Origin of the sequence: Paraburkholderia sp. Tr-20389, assembly GCF_017104565.1 — a bacterium.
Taxonomy (GTDB): domain Bacteria; phylum Pseudomonadota; class Gammaproteobacteria; order Burkholderiales; family Burkholderiaceae; genus Paraburkholderia.
In genome coordinates, this window is the sequence record NZ_JAAGPD010000001.1 from 625,716 (window position 1) to 642,955 (window position 17,240).

General features: G+C 64.4%; 20 protein-coding genes and 1 pseudogene. 9 read left to right on the forward strand and 12 right to left on the reverse strand.

What is annotated here, in order from left to right:
- Positions 1 to 18 precede the first annotated feature (18 nt).
- The 7 genes from G3N95_RS02815 to G3N95_RS02845 are packed head-to-tail and all read right to left on the reverse strand — an operon-like array spanning position 19 to position 5,685.
- A complete protein-coding gene (locus tag G3N95_RS02815) occupies positions 19 to 303 on the reverse strand; it encodes an MSMEG_0570 family nitrogen starvation response protein (protein WP_205968761.1) in 285 nt (94 codons plus the stop codon).
- A 23-nt stretch (positions 304 to 326) separates the two neighbouring features.
- On the reverse strand, positions 327 to 1,514 hold the full coding sequence (locus G3N95_RS02820) for an MSMEG_0565 family glycosyltransferase (protein ID WP_205968416.1): 1,188 nt from the start codon (positions 1,512 to 1,514) through the stop codon (positions 327 to 329).
- Positions 1,511 to 2,497: a sll0787 family AIR synthase-like protein gene (locus G3N95_RS02825; RefSeq protein ID WP_205968417.1), complete on the reverse strand. Its 987-nt coding sequence runs from the start codon at positions 2,495 to 2,497 to the stop codon at positions 1,511 to 1,513. Before G3N95_RS02825 ends, G3N95_RS02820 begins: the two co-directional genes overlap by 4 nt.
- Complete coding sequence (locus G3N95_RS02830) at positions 2,494 to 3,057, reverse strand: MSMEG_0567/Sll0786 family nitrogen starvation N-acetyltransferase (RefSeq protein ID WP_205968418.1); 564 nt, start codon at positions 3,055 to 3,057, stop codon at positions 2,494 to 2,496. Before G3N95_RS02830 ends, G3N95_RS02825 begins: the two co-directional genes overlap by 4 nt.
- Positions 3,058 to 3,059: 2 nt before the next feature.
- On the reverse strand, positions 3,060 to 4,193 hold the full coding sequence (locus G3N95_RS02835) for an MSMEG_0568 family radical SAM protein (RefSeq protein WP_205968419.1): 1,134 nt from the start codon (positions 4,191 to 4,193) through the stop codon (positions 3,060 to 3,062).
- The gene (locus G3N95_RS02840; protein WP_205968420.1) at positions 4,162 to 5,184 is read right to left on the reverse strand and encodes a Nit6803 family nitrilase; all 1,023 of its coding nucleotides are present in this window, start codon (positions 5,182 to 5,184) and stop codon (positions 4,162 to 4,164) included. Before G3N95_RS02840 ends, G3N95_RS02835 begins: the two co-directional genes overlap by 32 nt.
- A gap of 18 nt (positions 5,185 to 5,202) precedes the next feature.
- Positions 5,203 to 5,685, reverse strand: coding sequence for an MSMEG_0572/Sll0783 family nitrogen starvation response protein (locus G3N95_RS02845; protein WP_205968421.1), 483 nt, complete (start codon positions 5,683 to 5,685; stop codon positions 5,203 to 5,205).
- A gap of 104 nt (positions 5,686 to 5,789) precedes the next feature.
- Here G3N95_RS02845 and G3N95_RS02850 point away from each other — a divergent pair, with 104 nt between their 5' ends.
- A complete protein-coding gene (locus G3N95_RS02850) occupies positions 5,790 to 6,044 on the forward strand; it encodes a hypothetical protein (RefSeq protein ID WP_205968422.1) in 255 nt (84 codons plus the stop codon).
- 48 nt (positions 6,045 to 6,092) lie between these two features.
- Positions 6,093 to 7,484, forward strand: a complete 1,392-nt coding sequence (locus G3N95_RS02855; protein ID WP_205968423.1) for a PLP-dependent aminotransferase family protein — start codon at positions 6,093 to 6,095, stop codon at positions 7,482 to 7,484.
- Positions 7,485 to 7,533: 49 nt separating this feature from the next.
- Here G3N95_RS02855 and G3N95_RS02860 read toward each other — a convergent pair whose 3' ends face one another.
- Complete coding sequence (locus tag G3N95_RS02860) at positions 7,534 to 8,280, reverse strand: glucose 1-dehydrogenase (protein WP_205968424.1); 747 nt, start codon at positions 8,278 to 8,280, stop codon at positions 7,534 to 7,536.
- A gap of 287 nt (positions 8,281 to 8,567) precedes the next feature.
- Complete coding sequence (locus G3N95_RS02865) at positions 8,568 to 9,263, reverse strand: CBS domain-containing protein (RefSeq protein ID WP_205968425.1); 696 nt, start codon at positions 9,261 to 9,263, stop codon at positions 8,568 to 8,570.
- 209 nt (positions 9,264 to 9,472) lie between these two features.
- Here G3N95_RS02865 and G3N95_RS02870 point away from each other — a divergent pair, with 209 nt between their 5' ends.
- Together G3N95_RS02870 and G3N95_RS02875 are read left to right on the forward strand one after the other, a co-directional pair.
- Positions 9,473 to 10,429 carry a universal stress protein gene (locus G3N95_RS02870; RefSeq protein ID WP_205968426.1) on the forward strand — a complete coding sequence of 319 codons (957 nt, stop codon included), beginning with the start codon at positions 9,473 to 9,475 and terminating at the stop codon, positions 10,427 to 10,429.
- A 143-nt stretch (positions 10,430 to 10,572) separates the two neighbouring features.
- The gene (locus G3N95_RS02875) at positions 10,573 to 11,271 is read left to right on the forward strand and encodes a nitroreductase family protein (RefSeq protein WP_205968427.1); all 699 of its coding nucleotides are present in this window, start codon (positions 10,573 to 10,575) and stop codon (positions 11,269 to 11,271) included.
- 95 nt (positions 11,272 to 11,366) lie between these two features.
- On the opposite strand, the gene G3N95_RS02880 is transcribed toward G3N95_RS02875, so the two are convergent.
- From G3N95_RS02880 to G3N95_RS02890, 3 genes are all read right to left on the reverse strand, one after another.
- Positions 11,367 to 11,828: a universal stress protein gene (locus G3N95_RS02880; RefSeq protein WP_205968428.1), complete on the reverse strand. Its 462-nt coding sequence runs from the start codon at positions 11,826 to 11,828 to the stop codon at positions 11,367 to 11,369.
- A gap of 62 nt (positions 11,829 to 11,890) precedes the next feature.
- On the reverse strand, positions 11,891 to 12,418 hold the full coding sequence (locus G3N95_RS02885; RefSeq protein ID WP_205968429.1) for a flavodoxin: 528 nt from the start codon (positions 12,416 to 12,418) through the stop codon (positions 11,891 to 11,893).
- 105 nt (positions 12,419 to 12,523) lie between these two features.
- Positions 12,524 to 13,564, reverse strand: coding sequence for a zinc-dependent alcohol dehydrogenase family protein (locus G3N95_RS02890; protein ID WP_205968430.1), 1,041 nt, complete (start codon positions 13,562 to 13,564; stop codon positions 12,524 to 12,526).
- A gap of 232 nt (positions 13,565 to 13,796) precedes the next feature.
- Here G3N95_RS02890 and G3N95_RS02895 point away from each other — a divergent pair, with 232 nt between their 5' ends.
- From G3N95_RS02895 to G3N95_RS02915, 5 genes and pseudogenes are all read left to right on the forward strand, one after another.
- Positions 13,797 to 14,636, forward strand: a complete 840-nt coding sequence (locus G3N95_RS02895) for a universal stress protein (protein ID WP_205968431.1) — start codon at positions 13,797 to 13,799, stop codon at positions 14,634 to 14,636.
- Between the two features lie 26 nt (positions 14,637 to 14,662).
- Entirely contained in the window at positions 14,663 to 15,499 is an 837-nt protein-coding gene (locus tag G3N95_RS02900) for a universal stress protein (protein ID WP_205968432.1), read from the forward strand.
- Between the two features lie 74 nt (positions 15,500 to 15,573).
- Positions 15,574 to 16,056 (forward strand): annotated as a pseudogene (locus G3N95_RS02905) (ATP-binding protein); the annotation flags it as partial.
- Positions 16,053 to 16,700 (forward strand): response regulator transcription factor, encoded by a 648-nt coding sequence (locus G3N95_RS02910; protein ID WP_205968434.1) that lies wholly within the window; start codon positions 16,053 to 16,055, stop codon positions 16,698 to 16,700. The pseudogene G3N95_RS02905 and the gene G3N95_RS02910, both read left to right, overlap by 4 nt.
- A 122-nt stretch (positions 16,701 to 16,822) precedes the next feature.
- On the forward strand, positions 16,823 to 17,233 hold the full coding sequence (locus G3N95_RS02915; protein ID WP_205968435.1) for a response regulator: 411 nt from the start codon (positions 16,823 to 16,825) through the stop codon (positions 17,231 to 17,233).
- Positions 17,234 to 17,240 lie beyond the last annotated feature (7 nt).

Here is a 17,240-nt window from a genome sequence, read left to right on the forward strand (position 1 = left end):
GACGCGCCGTCCAAGGGTTCACAAAAGTTCGACGACCTTGACCTCGGCCTGCGGGTCGATCGCGAAACGACTTGCCTGTGCTTCGATCTGCGCGAGCTGATCCATGGCGGCCGAGCAAGCGAAGCCGTATTTCTCGCGCACGCGTTCGGAGCCGATATGCAGTGCTTCGCGTGCGCGCCCGACAAAATCGGCGAGCGCGTAGCACTGCCCGGCGACGAAGAATTCCCCCACTACCGTCGAAGGGGAATAGCAATTGGCCTCACTGCCGTCCGGCCACTGGACCTTGAAGTGCATGACTGGCATCACGTTTCCTTTGAATGAAAAATTCAGACGCTGAGCGCTTGCGATAAACGCTGCATATGACGCGCATACAGCGTGATATGACGTCGCCCGCTTTCGCGCCAACTGAAGCGCGCCAACAGTTCAGGCACCGCGCATTCGAAGTCGATGCCGCCGCGTTCGTGCAGCGCGTGGCGCAGCGCATCGGCAATACTGTCGGCGTCGTCAGGTCGAGCCCAGCAGCAGACGCGTTCGTCGAGATAGCCCGTGAACGGTTCGATTTGCGACACGACCACAGGCTTGCCGGCCGCCAGCGCTTCGAGCGTGACGAGCCCAAAGCCCTCCCGCACCGACACCATTGCGACGACGTCCGCCGCATGCATCAGCGCAACGATGGCCGCGTCGGCGAGCGGACCGGTAATGACGATCGGTTCGCGTTGCCCGATACGCAGACCGAGCGCCGCAGCGCCCGCCATGAAGCGCTGCGTATAGGCATCGTGGTCGAGCAGACTTGCGCCGCCCGCAATCACGAGTTGCGCGCCGGGATGCGTGTGAATCAGCAATGCAAACGCGTCGAGCAGTTTCAATGTGTTCTTGCGTTCTTCGATACCGCCCACGGCCAGCACGACGGGACCGCTGCCGCCGACGCCCAGCTTCGCGCAGACCTCATCACCGTTCGCTTCGCACGAGCAATGGAAGCGCTGCCCATCCACGCCGTTATTGACCGTCGACGCTTCGATACCGAACGCGTCGCGCATCGTGCGGGTCCACGCATCGCTCACGCAGAGCACGGTGTCGGCATCGGCAAACGCGCGCCGTTGCCATTCACGCAGACGGGGATCGCTGAACGCATCGAGATGATGAACCGTGCGCACATAGCCGCGAATCGCGCCCGCTTCGCGCAATTCCGCAAGCGCATTCCCGCTGATACTGTCCTGTGCGTGCAGAACGTCGAAACCCGACGCATCATGTTCGAGCAATGCCGCTTTCAATGCCGCGATTCGGGTCTGAACCATCGCGACCGTGTCGTTGCCGTGCGCGGCGACAGGCGCGAGCACGACGCGGCAAGGCGACGCGCGAAACATCGGCGCGCCGCCGACGGATGGCGCGAAAACCGTCACGTCCTGCCCGGCTTCATGCAACGCGCGCGCAAGTTCTAGCGTATGCACGACGCCGCCGCGCGGATTGACGGAATGGGTGAACAGCGCAATGCGCATCGAGGTGCCGCCGTTCATGCTTCCACCTCCGCAGGAGCGCCGATGAAAGCACGGTCGTGGAAGCTCCAGAGCAATGCCGATTCGCCCTGCTGCGTGAGCATCACTTCACGCGAAGCATCGACCTTCCCTACCGCTGCGCACGCGAGGCCGCGCTGCGAGAAGCGCGACAGCACTTCATCCACGTGCCCGCTTCGCACCGACAGCAAAAAGCCATAGCTCGGAAACGCGCTGAGCCAGCGTTCGAAATCGATCTGATCCGGACGAGGAATCGCGTCGAGATCGATGCGCGCGCCGACGCCCGAGCATTCGAGCAGCATCAACGCGGTGCCGAGCACGCCCGCCATGCTGATGTCCTTCGCGGCATCGCACAGACCGCTTTCCGCAAGCTGCGGCAGCAGGTCGAGATCGTCGCGCAGGCGCTGCGCGGGCGCGCCAACCGATGCATTCCAGAACGGATACGGATCTTCGAAGCGGCCGCGCAAGTCGACGGCCATCACCAGGCTGTCGCCGGGACGCGCGTTGAAGCTCGACAGCAACGCACGCGCGCGGCCCATGATCGACACGGCGAGTTGCGCCTGCGCGCTGCGCGTGTTGCTGTGCCCGCCGACGACGGGCACGCCATACGCATTCGATGCGGCCGCCATCCCTTCGAGAATCAGCGCTGCCGGATCGAGCCCGTCGCTCCACAACGCATCGACGACAGCGAGCGGTCTTCCGCCCATCGCATACACATCGCTGACATTGACCATCACGCTGCTGTAACCGGCGAACCAGGGCATCGTTTCGACGAAATCGCTGACCAGTCCTTCGATCGCGAACAGCAGGTAGCCATCGCCGTCGGCCAGCGCCGCGCAGTCGTCGCCCAATGCAACGGCTTGTGCGAGATCGCGCGTGCCGTTCGGCAAGCCCGACGCCAGCGACGCCACCACGCCCGCAATATCGGTCTTATGATGAAACCCGCGGCTTTCACGGATGCGTTGGGCAAGCGCGTGCAGACTCATGAGCGGCCTCGCGCCGACGTCACGAACCCGCTCTCCGGCGTGAAGCACGGCGGGTAATGTTCGAGGTCCGCTTCCATCAGATGATGCGGCCGCCCGAACAGCGTTTCCTCCGCGACCGTTTGCCAATGCAGCCGCCGGAACAGCGGCACGTTCTGGTTCTGCACATGCGCGAGAAACGTCTCGCACCCCAGTGCATGCGCGCTGCTCACGGCAAGACGAATCAGCGTCGATCCCAGCTTGCCGTGCGAACGGAACGCCGCATGCACGGCAAGCCGCGAGCCGAGCCATGTGCGCGGGCGCGTCTCGTGAATCCGCACCGTGCCGACCACCTGCTCCGGCATGCCCGCAATGCAGCTCAGTGCAACCAGCAGTTTTGCGTCACGGTCGATCTCGTCGCGGTCGTCGCCGACGAAGATGCCCTGTTCGACGCAGAACACCGCGCGCCGCAGCGCATACGCTTCCTTGCTTTCCCACGGCAGCGTCGCCCACTTGACGCGGTACTCGGCGGGTGTGAAGGCGAGCGGCAGTGCGTCGAGCTCGTCGATGGATTCGCAGAACATGATCAGTCCTCGTACGATGCCAGCGACGAACATGCGCCGCATTTGCCGCAACCGGCCTTGATATCGGCGGAACGCATCTGCGCGTCGCGCAACATCGCGCCGAGCGGCGCCAGAATCGACTTCATGAACTCCGGCGAAGGGGCAGGATGATCTTCGAGCGGCGTGCCGCTGATCGGCACGAACGGCACGACGAACGGATACACGCCGATCTCGATGAGTTCGCGTGAGATCGACAGGATCGCCTCCGCCGTATCGCCGAGACCCGCGAGGATGTAGGTGCTGACCTGCCCTTTGCCGAACACGGCGACGGCCGCCCTGAACGCTTCCATGTAACGCTCGACGGGCACGCTCGCCTTGCCCGGCATCACGCGCGCGCGCACCTCGGGCGTCACCACTTCGAGATGCATGCCGAGCGTGTCGATGCCGCTCGCCTTCATGCGCTCGAACCACGCATCGTCGTCGGGCGGTTCGCATTGCGCCTGAATGGGAAGATTGACGGCTGCCTTGATCGCGAACGCGCTTTCGCACAGGATCTGCGCGCCGCGATCCGGCGTGGGCGGCGTGCCCGTGGTCAGCACCATGTGCTTCACACCGTCGAGCAACACGGCGGCACGCGCCACTTCCGCAAGCTGCTCCGGTGTCTTGCGCGCAATCGTGCGCCCCGCCGCGAGCGACTGGCCGATCGCGCAGAACTTGCACGTCTTCTTGCGGCTCTCGTAGCGGATGCAGGTTTGCAGCACCGTCGTCGCGAGCACATCGGTGCCGTGCAGCGTCGCGATGTGCGAATACGGCACGCCGTCGAGCGTCTGCAACTGCGTGAAGCGCGGCGCTTTCGGGAAGCTGATGCTGGCAATCGGGATCGTGCCGCGCAGCAGCGCACTCGCGCCGGCTTCGTCAGGCGCGCCTGCGACGAACGGCGAATTCCACGCGGAACTGGTGTGCACGGGCACCATGATCGTCACGCCGTCCACGGTCACGGCCTTGTGGTCCGACGGCCCTGCGCCGCCGCGCCGGCTTGCGGCACCCGCATTCGGGTCGACGAGACGCAAACCGGCCGACTGCAACTCCGTGCGCAGTTCCATCATCTGACGCTGCGTGCGCGGCTCAGCCGGCGACGGATTCATGCTGGCATTCATCCTGGCCTCCCTCCGTGGTGTCGGGCGCGGCGTCCGCGCCGGCACGTTCGAACGACATCGACATCGGCGCAACGGGCGTCGCCGGGCGATCGTTGATGGCAAGACTCAGCAACTCGGGCCGCGCATAGTGGCCGACCGAGTCCATCATCCGTTTGCGCTTGGTGATCAGCGACATGTCGAGATCCGCGACGACCATGCCTTCGCCCTCGCGCAGCGGCTCAGCCAGATGCTGCCCTTCGGGCGACACGATCGCCGTCATGCAGCCGCCGCGCAACGCCTTTTGCAGCTTCGGGTCCGGCGTCACCGCTTCGATCTGCGCGTCGCTCAGCCAGCCCGTCGAGTTGACGACGAAGCAGCCCGATTCGAGCGCGTGATGACGGATCGTCACTTCGATCTGCTCGGCGAAGATGGGACCGACGAGCGAACCTGGAAACTGGCTGCAATGGATTTCTTCGTGCTGCGTCATCAGCGCATAGCGCGCGAGCGGGTTGTAGTGTTCCCAGCACGCCAGCGCGCCGACGCGCGCGATGCCCGTGTGCGCGACCTTCAGGCCCGCTGCATCGCCCTGGCCCCAGATCATCCGTTCATGAAACGTCGGCGTGATCTTGCGACGCTTGAGCACGAGACGCCCGTCGACGTCGAACACGAGTTGCGTGTTGTACAGGCTGCCGTGATCGCGCTCGTTGACGCCGAGCACGACAACCATCGCATGACGGCGCGCGCGCTCGCTCACGGCCTGCGTGACAGGACCGGGGACAACTACGGCCTGTTCATAGAGGCGCATGTGATCGGCACCCGACGCGACAGGCGGACGCACGAACGAAAAGTATGGGTAGTACGGTACGAACGTCTCGGGGAAGACGATCAACTGCACGCCTTGCGCCGCCACTTCGTCGATGGCGGCGCATACCCTGTCGAGCGTGCCGCCGGGTCGCTCGAACTCCGGTGCAATCTGCACCGCGGCTGCACGGATGATTCGCTGGTCGGACATGATCGGCACCCGGCGCGCTCAGACAGTCCACGTGTGGATGATCAGCGCGTTCTCCTTGCGATGGAGCAACTGCAGATCGAGCACATCAAGCGGATTGATCGGCCGGATGCCTTCGATCAGCGACGCTTCGCCATGACCGTACAGCGCCTGCAACGCAAAGCGGCATGCGTAGACCTTGCCGCCCTCTTCCATGAACTTGACCAGTTGCTTGTTGAAGTTCAGATGACCGGGAAAGGCTTCGTCGCCGAGCGTCGGAAAGCCGCGCTGCAGACCGAGCGTGACGCCGGGCCCGTAAAGCAGCACCGACGTATCGAAGCCCTTGCGCTGCAGGCGCGTGGCCTGCAGCAGATTCACGAAGCCGATCGAACCTTCGAATGCAACGGTATGAAAGGTGACGAGTGCTTTCTCGCCGGGCTCGGCCTTGACGTCAGGGAAGACCTTCTCTTCGTAATCGACCAGATAATCGCCTTTCTGATGCATAGGTTGATTGACGGCAGGCATTTCACTCTCCAATAAGTCGCGTGATTGATCGGATTGCTCAACGGGACAAGCCCCGATTGGCGTGTCACTTGACGCAACCCGTATGCCAATTTCCGGCGCGGTTCATGCAATCAATTTCCAATCAATCAAACGGCGATTGTTCGAGCGACCCGAAAATTTCTTTGCGAGCCTTGGCGGGCGCGGCTTTTCAGGGAAAGTGGACCGCTGCGCGCGCACCGACTGCGCACAAAGACGCAGCGTCTTTTGCGTGCGGATGGTGCGGCGTACACCGCAAGCGTGCATTGATCCAATCAATGCGATCAGGTTTTGAATTGAATGAAAAGCGATTTATTTTTTGCGGAGTTCGCGTGGTACTTTGAATGACGCATTCATTCATTCGCTCATTCATTGGCATCGGGAATCACGGCATGGACAGTCTCACGCACCACTGGCTCAGGCGGCTCACCGAGAGCCGCAAACCGGCGTATCTCGTGATACCGGATCTGATCGAAGAAGATCTCGCGAGCGGACGTCTGCGTCCGCGCGACCGCCTGCCCGGTCTGCGCGATCTGGCGGGTGCCTTGCAACTGAACTACACGACCGTCGCTCGTGCCTACGCGGAGGCGCGCAAGCGCGGCCTGCTCGATGCGCGCGCGGGCAGCGGCACGTTCGTGCGTGGACGCACGCAGACGCTGCCGCTTGCAGGCGGCAGCAGTGTCGAGATGTCGATGAACATGCCGCCCGAACCGCCCGAGCTTGCGGCACGGCTGAGAGAATCGTCGGCGCAACTGCTCTCGCAGACGGATCCTTATCGCCTGCTGCGCTACCAGGATTTCGGCGGCACACCCGACGACCGCGCAGCGGGTCGCGCATGGCTCAAGGAACGCGTACCCGATTGCGAAGACGATACCGTGCTCGTGTGTCCGGGCATCCATAGCGCGCTCGTTGCCCTCGTCTCGCAACTCGCGAGGCCGGGCGAAACCATTTGCCTCGATACGCTCGCGTATCCAGGCATCAAGGCCATTGCGTCGCAATTGGGCGTGCGCCTTCAGCCATTGCCGCGCGACGAAGAGGGTCCGCTGCCGCATGCGTTCGAAGCGCTCTGCAAAACGGAAAAGCCCGGTGCGTTCTATTGCAATCCGACGTTGCAGAATCCGAGCACGCTGACGCTGTCGGTACAGCGGCGCGAAGCGCTGGCCGATATCGCGCTGCGCTACAGCGTCCCGATCATCGAAGACGATGCGTACGGCTGGCTGCCCGCGAACAAGCCGGTCGCGCTCGCGTCGCTTGCACCTGAACTGACGTGGTACGTGACGGGCTTTTCGAAAACGTTCGGCGCAGGGCTGCGCGTCGCGTATCTGCGTGCGCCTACGTCGCGACAGACGCAGCGCGTGGCGGGTGCGCTGCGCGCGACGACGGTGATGCCGAGTCCCTTCACGGTGATGCTCGCGACACAATGGGTCAACGACGGCACCGCGCATGACATGCTCGATGCGATCCGCAAGGAAGCGAACGCGCGCCAGTCAATCGCATCACAGGAACTCGCGGACTGGCGTTACGATGCGCAGCCCGACGGGTTTCATCTGTGGTTGCCGATTCCCGCGCAGTGCGACTGGAGCGCGCCCGACCTCGCGCTGCAACTGCGCAATCAGGGCGTGGGTGCCGTCGCGGGTGCGGCCTTTTCGACGGATGGCAATCCACCCAATACGATCCGCGTGTGCCTGGGCGGTCCGCAGGACAGAAACGATTGCCGCGACGCGTTGCAACGCGTCGCGGAAACGTTGAACGATCCGCATCATCTGCACATTCCGATGATGTGATCCGCGCTCGCCGCCCGCTTTCAGGCGGACGGCGCGTTACGCCGGCGTATCAGCGCATCCCGCCGCTTGCGACGATCTGTTCGCCAGTCAGCCAGCCCGAGTCGTCGGACGCGAGGAACACCGCGATCGATGCGATATCGCTCGGCTGACCCACACGGCCCAGCGGTGTCTGACTCACTGCCATCGCTTCGAAGTCGGAGCCGACGATGCCCGCTTCGTGCGTGCCTTCCGTGATCACGATGCCCGGATTGATCGCATTGACGCGAATCTTCTTCGGTCCCAGTTCGCGCGACAGCACGCCCGTGATCGCGTCGACGGCGCCCTTCGTGCCGCTGTAGACGGCGCTCGTCGGCGGCGTGATGCTCGTCACCACCGAGCTGATGTTGATGATGCTCGCGCCTTCGCCAAGGTGCTTGAGGGCGGCTTGCGTCGTCAGCAGCAGGCCTAGCACATTGATGTTGAACTGGCGGTGGAATTGATCTTCGGTGAATTCTTCGATCGGCGCGAGTTCATAGACGCCTGAATTGTTCACGAGAATGTCGATGCGGCCGTACGTTTCGACGGCCGCACTGATGATGCCCTGTGCATCCGCCGCCTTCGATACATCGCCGCCGACCGCGATCGCCTTGCCTTGCGCTGCCGTGATGTCAGCCACGACTGCGTCGGCAGCGGCTTTGCTGCTCGAGTAGTTGACCACCACCGACGCGCCCTCCGCAGCGAGCGCCTTCGCGATGCCCGCGCCGATGCCCTTGGAAGCACCCGTGACGACAGCGACCTTACCTGCAAGCTTGCTCATGACCTGTTTCCTCAATCGATTCGATAACATTGAACGGGACCCGCCGTTACTCGAACAGCCGGCCTGCGATGGAGAGAATGTAGACAGACGATTCGCCGCAATAAAGCGGCTCAGGGCGAATTGACTTGAAGGATCTGGCGAACAATCGACTGCGGATGGTGCAGAGAGCCGCTCGCGGGGATTCTAGCGGGGAAGATGAATATGCGCGACGAAGGTCCGCGGCACGCCGATGCGTTCGCGTATCCCTCGCCGCGCGACTGTCGGCGGGCGTGAAGGCGGTGCAATCGTCACATCAAAGGCATGACGGTCGGATAGCTCAGATGCGCGCGCGCTTCTTTCACGCCTTTCACTTCGAGCGCGGCGACGCAGAGCGCGCGTTCCTCTTCTTCGGACTGGATCACGCCCCACAGATGCGCCACGCCATCCTTGACGATGACGTTCTCCTTTGCCAACGCCCAGCGCTTGCCGCTCAATGCAGCGACGATCGCCTCGGCGATCTCGCGGTCGCTGACGGACTGGCCGTCCTGCGTTTGCGCCGGCGCGGCGGCGCTCGCCAGCGCGCGAATCAGGTTGCCGCGTGTGACGATGCCGATCAACGTGCCGCCGCGCATCACGGGCACGCGTTTGATGCGGCGCGTTTCCATCAGGTCCGCGATGTCGGCGACGGGCATTTGCCAGTCGACGGTCCACACGGACGCGGTCATCACATCGGCGACGCTGCGCCCGTGCTCCTTCACGAACGTGCTCGCCAGGTCGCGCGTCGTCGAGAACAGTTCGAGCCAGCGCGAGCGCCTCGTTTCCGTTCCCGTCTCGACTCTATGCAGCAAATCGCCTTCGCTCACGATACCCACCAGCGCACCGCTTGCGTCGACCACAGGCATACCGCTGATCCCGTTGTCGACCAGTCGTTTCGCTGCTTCCTGGACGGTCATGTCCGGTTGCGCGCAGATCACGGACGGCGTCATCACATCGATAGCTAACATGGTTTTCTCCTTGGCACACTTAGGTAGTGTCTGCCGCTATCGGAGAAACGGCTTGATTGAAGTCAAGCGGATTCAAGCGGGATTCAAGCGAGGGACAGGCCACGTTCCCGCGCGACCCGTTGACGATAGTCAGTCTGGCGAGCGCAACGGCGAGCACAATGACCCGATAAACGTGCGAATAACCCTTTGCACGAATCGCGGAGGAGATCATGGCCAATCCAGTCGATGTGGAACGCAATGCCGTCGGCGCATTCCAGCGTGTGCTGCTGGCTGTCGACGGCAGCGAAGCGAGCCTGCACGCTGCTCAATACACGAACGCGCTTTTCAACGGGCGTGCAGCCATCGCCGTCGTATCCGTCGTGCAGAATCCGCGCACGCTGTTTCCGCTCGGCGCGACGACCCAGGCGTTCCTGAATGCCGCGCGCGACGAACTGCTCAGCGACGCGCGCGCCGCGCTGCAACGAATCGAATCGGTGTTTTCGGGCGCCGCACTCGAAACCGACGTGATCGATCTGTCCAGGCGCGACGGCGACACGGTTCACGCGCTGCTCGACACGGCGGCACACTGGCAAGCCGATCTGCTCGTAATGGGCGCACGGCATCATCACGGGCTGCTGCGCTGGGTCGAGGGCGCCGTGTCCGAGCCCGTCACGCGGCGCGCGGACAGCTCGCTGCTGCTCGTGCCGGAAAACAGCCGCGCCCGCACGGACGCGCCGCCGCAGCGCATCCTGTTCGCGCTCGACGGCAGCGCGCATTCGCTCGGCGCGCTGCGCATCGGTATTCAGCTTGCGTCGGCGCAGACACAACTGCGCGCGATCTACGTCGTCGATCGAGCCGTGCATCTGTTCGATATCGCGCCCGTCGACATGCTCGAAGGCGGATTCCTCGAAGAAGGACGCGTGACGCTCGATCTGGCCGAACGCATCTTCACCAGCGAGGGATATTCCGCTGAAACGGCAATCGTCGAAACGCACAGAACGGGCGACGACGTGCCCCATGCGATCGTGCGCGACGCAGAGCAATGGAACGCCGACCTGCTCGTCGTCGGCACGCATGGACGGCGCGGCATCGCGCGCTGGTTCCTCGGCAGCGTGGCGTCGCGCACGCTGCGGCTCGCCGATACGCCCGTTCTGCTGGTGCGCGTGCCCGAACTCACGCAGTCATGAGCCGCGCCACTGCACCTGGCGAACCACGCTTCCGGCGCGCTTGATCTGTATCAATCCGCGCCGTGCGAAGCATGGGACGATGGACCTACGTTATCCCGGAGGTCCGCAAGCGGAAGACACCTTCCATGCACGGACGGCTCGCCATGACCAAACCTCTTTTCCGCATCGGCGCCGCGCTGCTCCATACGCCCGCGCCGCGTCCCGTCGAAGGCACGCCCGTTCCGTATATCGGCTTTGCGCCCGCTCATCGCACGGGCGGCATGCCCTTGCTCGACGCGCTCGCCGCGCGGCAAACCTCGCGCGAATTCGCCGATACGCCGCTCGATCACGACACGCTCGGCGATCTGCTTTGGGCCGCCGACGGCATCAACCGGACTTCCGAAGGCGGCCGCACCGCGCCGTCGGCGCTCGGCGGCTATGAAATCGACATTTACGTGCTGCTGGCGAGCGGCGCGTATCGCTATGACGCTGCCGCGCATGCACTTTCGCTCGTCGCATCCGCCGACCTGCGCGCGATGACCGGCTATCAGGAGTTTCTCGGCCACGCACCCGTCAATCTCGTCTACGTCGCGGATCTCACGCGCATGCACGACATTCCGCATGCGCAGCGCGAAGCGTTTGCATCGGCGAGTGCGGGCGCGATCTTGCAGAACGTGTACCTGTACTGCGCATCGACGGGTCTTGCGGCCGCCGCGCGCGGCTGGATGAACCGGACGGCGCTCGCCGTCAATCTGAAGCTGCCCGTGGGATCGATGGCGCTGCTCGCGCAGACGGTCGGGCATTTCGCGGGGAGACGCGCGCATCGTCCGACGGATGAAGACTTTGCGACGACGGCATGTTGATGCCGTCGTCGACGCGTGATCAGTACGACGCGCCGCTCATCGAAGTCGAGCGGCGCGGTCCATAACTACTCACCGCGCTGCGTCAGCGCATCGAATCACGCTTCGTGCGGCTCGCTGCCGCGCACCAGCAGCACGGGACACTTCGACATCCGCAGGAAACGTTCCGCGACGCTGCCAAGCACGATCCGCTTCATGCCGCGCCGTCCGTGCGTGCCGAGCACGACAAGTTCGGCGCCGATGCGCTCCGCACAACGCTGCAGCGTGTGCGCGACATCGTCGTTCAGCTGTTCCGTTTCGATCAGTTCGCTCGCACTCGCGACACCCGATTGCCTGCACACCGCCTCGGCGTCTTCGAGCGCCACGCGGCCATCGTTACGCAGCGCGTCCGTCAGCACGACGGGGTCGAAGTAGCCGGCGTAGTTGAACATCGGTGACGTATCGACGACATAGACGGCATGCACCGTCCCGCTCGTCAGCGATGCCATCTTCGCCGCCTCCTGGACCGCCAGCTTCGATGTGTGGCTACCGTCCACCGCCACGAGGATTTTCTTGTACATGCTGAGACTCCTTTAAACACTCAAAAGCACGACGCTGCACGCCGGAAAAAGGAAGGCACCGGCTAATCGATCCATTCTGTCTGCTGCAGCTTTGCCAGCCGATGCCGGAGCTTCTGGCCAAAACCTTGACGTTTCGTCCCGTCGATACGTCGCCGCAAGTCGTGCGCCGTGATGGCGCAGACAGCCAGCGGCGTCTTGCCCGCCGCCTTCGCCAACTGGTCCAGCGCCGGCTGGCTGCCTCGGCCGCCCAGCGTGCAGAACAGCGCGAGATGCCGGATGCGCTCACGCTGCGCCTTCAGCCACGCGACGGCCGGCGCAGACGCACGGCTTGCCCACACGGGCGTGCCGACCACGATGGCGTCGTACGCGGACAGGTCGTGGACAGGAGACATTACGCGGACGTCGCGATGACGCAGCGCGTCGAGAAGCGAGCGCACGTAGCCGCGCGCACCCGAACGTGCGGAGTGCTCGCCCTGCTCGCGAATCGGCTCGAGGTCGGCGCCCAGTTCCGCCGCGAGCAGTTCCGCGATGCGCTGGGTCGTGCCGCTGCGCGAGTAGTAGACGACCAGAATCCTGCTTGGCGCGGTCATGACGGGTACTCCCTTTCTCGCAGTGCCGGCACCGAATGGGGCGCCGCCTGAGCCCAGCATAAAGGCGTGCTGCAACTCACCGCTGACGCAGATCAAACGCACCGGCTAGGAAACCTCGATCAGCACCTTGAGCGCATGCGTGCTCGCCGCATGCGAAAAGGTCTCGTACGCCGCGAGCATATCGTCGAGTGCGAAGCGGTGCGTGATCAGCTGCTTCGGATCGAGGCGCCCCGCGCGCACGGTTTTCATCAGCATCGGCGTGCTGACGGTGTCGACGAGACGCGTGGTGATCGAGATGTTGCGGTCCCACAGTGCTTCCAGATGCAGATCGCACTTCACGCCATGCACGCCCACATTCGCAATCGTGCCGCCGGGCGCAATCAGCGCTTCGCAGAGTTCGAACGTCGCGGGCACGCCGACGGCTTCGATTGCGCAATCCACGCCCGTCGATTCCGTCAACGCCATCACCTGCGCGACGGCATCCTCGTGACCGTTGTTGATGCATGCCGTCGCGCCGAAGCGCCGCGCGACTTCGAGCCGGTTCGAATCGGGATCGATCATGATGATCTGCGCGGGCGAGTAGAACTGTGCGGTCAGCAGCGACGCGAGCCCGATCGGCCCCGCGCCGACGATCGCCACCGTGCTGCCCGGCTGAACCTTGCCGTTGAGCACGCCGCATTCGAAGCCTGTCGGCAGGATGTCGGAGAGCATCACGAGCGCCTCTTCGTCGAGGCCGGCGGGAATCCGGTAGAGGCTCGTCTGCGCATGCGGAATGCGCACGAATTCGGCCTGCGTGCCGTCGATACGATTGCCGAGAATCCATCCGCCCGTCGTGCAATGCGAATACATGCCGCGCCGGCAATACTCGCACTGCCCGCACGACGAGATGCACGACACCACCACGTGATCGCCGACGGCGAGACCGCTCACCGCGCTGCCCACGCTGTGCACGACGCCCACGCCTTCGTGTCCGAGGATGCGCCCAGGCTCGCAGGTCGGCACGTCGCCCTTGAGGATGTGCAGATCGGTGCCGCAGATCGTCGTGCGCGTCATCCTGACGATGGCATCCGTCGGCGCCGCGAGTTCGGGCATCGGACGTTCGTCGAGCGACTTCTCGCCGGGGCCGTGATAAACGAGTGCTTTCATAAATGTCCCCCAGGGAAGGAATGAAGCAGTTCACACGGAGCAATCTAGGCGCATGCAGGCCAACGCGCTTGACGTCGATCAAACGATGTCGAGTCCCGTCTGACAATACACCTCCGGCTCGCGATACGACACCGCTTGATCTGCATCAATCGCGTCGCCGGACCGCCTCGTAGACTCGATTGCATCGCGGGCCGCGGCCCGCCCCACGTGTCTCTGTTCCGGAGCAACGGCGATGAGTTACAAGAGCATCCTCGTGCAACTCGATACGGGCGTTCATGCGCATCCGCGCCTCGAAACCGCGCTGCGTGTCGCCCACCAGTTTCATGCGAGACTCACGGGCCTCTTCACCACCTACCTGCCCGATCCGCACGCGTTCTACGTGATGGCGGGCACCGCGTCCTACTACGCGGAGCACGAGCGGCAGCGCAACGAGCGCGGCGCCGCGCTCGAGCGCCTGTTCCATGCGGAGGCCGCACGCGCGAAGGTCGATGGCCGCTGGATCGCAGCCGCGGGCTATGCGAACGACGTCGTGCCGCCCTATGCGCGCCTCGCCGATCTGGTGATCGCGGGACAGGCCGATCGGCAAGACCCGGAATCGTTCATCGCCGATCAGTTCGCCGAGCATCTGCTGATGTCGGCGGGGCGCCCCGTGTTGCTCGTGCCCGCGAGCGGCACACATGCGACGCTCGGGCAACGCGTGATGGTCGCGTGGGACGGCAGCCGCGAAGCCACCCGCGCGATCCACGACGCGATGCCGTTCCTGTCGCATGCCGCCGACGTCACGCTGCTCACCGTCAACGCGACGCGCAACGAGCCGCCGTCATGGCGCATTCCGGGCGCCGACATCGCGCTGACGATCGCGCGCCACGGCGTCAAGGTGAACGTGCGCGAACTGAGCGTCGAAGCCGATGCGGCGATCGGCGACGTGCTGCTGTCGCAGGCGGCCGAAGCGGGCTGCGACATGATCGTGATGGGCGCCTGGGCGCATTCGCGTTTGCACGAACTCGTGCTCGGCGGCGCGACACGCACCGTGCTTCAGTCGATGACCGTGCCCGTGCTGCTGTCGCATTGAGCGCATTGCCCCCAAAAGGAACCGACATGAGCTACAAGACCCTGCTCGTCCATATCGACGATAGCCGCCGCAGCGACACACGTATCGCGCTCTCGCTCGAACTCGCGCAGCGCTGGGATGCGCATCTGATTGGCCTGTACGTCGTCTGCCAGGATCTCTTCAGGCCGATCTTCCGGCAGGACAAAACGTTGTCGTTCGCGCAGATCGAAGCGCAGGAAACCAACCGCCGCGACACGGCTGGGAATGCCTTCCTCGCGGCCGCCGAGCGTGCCGGGCGCAGCGCCGAATGGCGCGCGCCACCCGGTCCCGCGCTCGATGTCGCGATGCTGCATGCGCGGCATGCCGACCTGCTCGTGCTCGGTCAGGAAGATCCGAAAGATCCCGCCTCATTTGTCGCGCCGAATTTCGCAGGCGACCTGGTACTGGGCGCCGGCCGCCCCGCGCTCGTCGTGCCGTATGCGGGCGAGGTGCGTACGCTCGGCGAAAACGTGCTCGTCGCGTGGGACGGCAGCCGCGAAGCGGCGCGCGCCGCCGCCGATGCGCTGCCCCTGCTCCAGCGCGCGCGTCATGTCGGCATCGAGATCGTGCACGCACACGGCCAGCCACAGTATCCCGAGGTGCCCGAGGGTATCGACGTCGCAGCGTGGCTCGAGACGCACGGCGTGCGCGCAGCGTTCTCGACGACGCCGCATCATATCGGCGTCGGCACGGGCGCGACGCTGCTCAATCGCGCAACGGATCTGCATGCGGACCTGCTGGTGATGGGCGCGTACGGGCATGCTCGCGCGCGTGAACGCGTTTTCGGCGGCGTCACGCGGACGATGCTCGAATCGATGACGGTGCCCGTGCTGATGGCGCATTGAGTCGATTGCGTGATGCGCGTGGCCACGGGCAAGGCGTCACGCGGCGCGCATTGGCGCACGGCTCGCAAACGCGCACAATGTGTGCGCCCCGCGCGCTTCGGGCTCGGCCTCGCCCGAAGCCAGCCGCGACGAGGCGCCATCACTGGCTCGCGAACGACTTCACGAACCGCTACGGCATCGCGATCGAGCGGCGTATCGAAACGAACGACGCAGCCTTCACGAACGACGCCGCGACCGCGCTGTTCCGCAGCGCGCAGGAAGCGCTGACCAATGTCGCGCGCCATGCGAATGCCACCGCCGTCGAACTGACACTGCACATGACCAGCCGGCACTACGTCCTGCGCATCGCGGATAATGGGCGTGGCGCCGATCGTCATGCCAGACCGGACACGAGCGCCAGTCCCGGCGAGGACAAGTCGTTCGGCCTGATCGGCGTACGAGAACGGGCCTATATGCTCGGAGGTTCCGTGCAGATCGATACGGCGGCGAACGAAGGCTTTGCGCTGACGGTCACTTTCCCCTTGCAGGCCGTGCAACAGGAACACTCGCATCCATGATCAAGGTATTGCTTGCCGACGACCACACGCTCGTACGCGACGGGCTGCGCCACATCCTGCAATCCGCGAGCGGCTTCACGGTGGCGGGCGAAGCGTGCGACAGCGCGACCACGCTCGCGCTCGTCCGCGCCACCGACGCACACGTGCTGGTGCTCGACCTGTCGATGCCCGGCCGCAACGGCATCGACCTCATCAAGCAGATCAAGGACGAAATGCCCGCGCTGCGCATTCTCGTGCTGACCATGCACGCCGAGCAGCAATACGCGGTGCGGGCGTTCAAGGCCGGCGCATCCGGCTATATGACGAAGGAAAGCGCGAGCGCCGAGCTGGTCGGCGCGGTGACCAAGGTGGCGGCGGGCGGCGTCTACGTCAGTCTCGCGATGGCCGAGCGCTTCGCGCAGAATCTCAACGAACCTGCCGAAGCGCTGCCGCATCAACGGCTGTCCGACCGGGAGTTCGACGTGTTCAGGCGTATCGTCGGCGGACAGACTATCACCGAAATCGCCCACGAACTCTGCCTGAGCGTCAAAACCGTCAGCACGCACAAAACCCGCATCCTCGAAAAAATGCAGATGCCCAACGAAAACGGGCTCGTGCGCTATGCGATCCGCCACAAGCTGTTCGACGACGAAGCCGACATTTGACCGCAAGCGAAGCACCTCGCGTCGCGGGGTAGGAATATTCCTATAAGACCCACCCAAGTTCCTGGGTTTGCTTCAATCATCTCCGATACATTTTTAAGATAAGCCCGCCGATACTGGTGGACATGGATACCGCCGTGTCAGCCATCGTCTCGAAGGTCTATCTCGTCGACGCCGCCGTCGAAGTCAGGCGCCGCCTCGCTCGTCTGCTCGGCGCAATTGCGGGCGTCGAAGTCGCCGGCGAGGCGGAAGACGGGGACGCCGCGCTGGAAGGCATTCTTGCGTGCGGCGCGGATATCGTCGTGCTCGACCTGCGGCTAGCAAGCGGGACGAGTCTCGATCTGATCCAGGCGCTATCGCGCACGTACCCCGCGATCGTCAAGATCGTGCTGACCAACTACACCGCGCGCGCGTTCCGCGCTGCCTGCGAGGCGGCGGGCGCCGATTTCTTCTTCGACAAGACGTCTGAATTCGATGCGGCCTGCCACACGGTCGCAGGCATTGCACGCGCGCGCGGTGCGCGTGCACGTGAATGAACAGGAG

Coding starts and splice junctions, on each gene's coding strand:
- G3N95_RS02815 (WP_205968761.1), bottom strand. CDS start 303: ATGCCAGTCATGCACTTCAAGGTCCAGTGGCCGGACGGCAGTGAGGCC.
- G3N95_RS02820 (WP_205968416.1), bottom strand. CDS start 1,514: ATGAACGGCGGCACCTCGATGCGCATTGCGCTGTTCACCCATTCCGTC.
- G3N95_RS02825 (WP_205968417.1), bottom strand. CDS start 2,497: ATGAGTCTGCACGCGCTTGCCCAACGCATCCGTGAAAGCCGCGGGTTT.
- G3N95_RS02830 (WP_205968418.1), bottom strand. CDS start 3,057: ATGTTCTGCGAATCCATCGACGAGCTCGACGCACTGCCGCTCGCCTTC.
- G3N95_RS02835 (WP_205968419.1), bottom strand. CDS start 4,193: ATGAATGCCAGCATGAATCCGTCGCCGGCTGAGCCGCGCACGCAGCGT.
- G3N95_RS02840 (WP_205968420.1), bottom strand. CDS start 5,184: ATGTCCGACCAGCGAATCATCCGTGCAGCCGCGGTGCAGATTGCACCG.
- G3N95_RS02845 (WP_205968421.1), bottom strand. CDS start 5,685: ATGCCTGCCGTCAATCAACCTATGCATCAGAAAGGCGATTATCTGGTC.
- G3N95_RS02850 (WP_205968422.1), top strand. CDS start 5,790: ATGCAATCAATTTCCAATCAATCAAACGGCGATTGTTCGAGCGACCCG.
- G3N95_RS02855 (WP_205968423.1), top strand. CDS start 6,093: ATGGACAGTCTCACGCACCACTGGCTCAGGCGGCTCACCGAGAGCCGC.
- G3N95_RS02860 (WP_205968424.1), bottom strand. CDS start 8,280: ATGAGCAAGCTTGCAGGTAAGGTCGCTGTCGTCACGGGTGCTTCCAAG.
- G3N95_RS02865 (WP_205968425.1), bottom strand. CDS start 9,263: ATGTTAGCTATCGATGTGATGACGCCGTCCGTGATCTGCGCGCAACCG.
- G3N95_RS02870 (WP_205968426.1), top strand. CDS start 9,473: ATGGCCAATCCAGTCGATGTGGAACGCAATGCCGTCGGCGCATTCCAG.
- G3N95_RS02875 (WP_205968427.1), top strand. CDS start 10,573: ATGACCAAACCTCTTTTCCGCATCGGCGCCGCGCTGCTCCATACGCCC.
- G3N95_RS02880 (WP_205968428.1), bottom strand. CDS start 11,828: ATGTACAAGAAAATCCTCGTGGCGGTGGACGGTAGCCACACATCGAAG.
- G3N95_RS02885 (WP_205968429.1), bottom strand. CDS start 12,418: ATGACCGCGCCAAGCAGGATTCTGGTCGTCTACTACTCGCGCAGCGGC.
- G3N95_RS02890 (WP_205968430.1), bottom strand. CDS start 13,564: ATGAAAGCACTCGTTTATCACGGCCCCGGCGAGAAGTCGCTCGACGAA.
- G3N95_RS02895 (WP_205968431.1), top strand. CDS start 13,797: ATGAGTTACAAGAGCATCCTCGTGCAACTCGATACGGGCGTTCATGCG.
- G3N95_RS02900 (WP_205968432.1), top strand. CDS start 14,663: ATGAGCTACAAGACCCTGCTCGTCCATATCGACGATAGCCGCCGCAGC.
- G3N95_RS02910 (WP_205968434.1), top strand. CDS start 16,053: ATGATCAAGGTATTGCTTGCCGACGACCACACGCTCGTACGCGACGGG.
- G3N95_RS02915 (WP_205968435.1), top strand. CDS start 16,823: ATGGATACCGCCGTGTCAGCCATCGTCTCGAAGGTCTATCTCGTCGAC.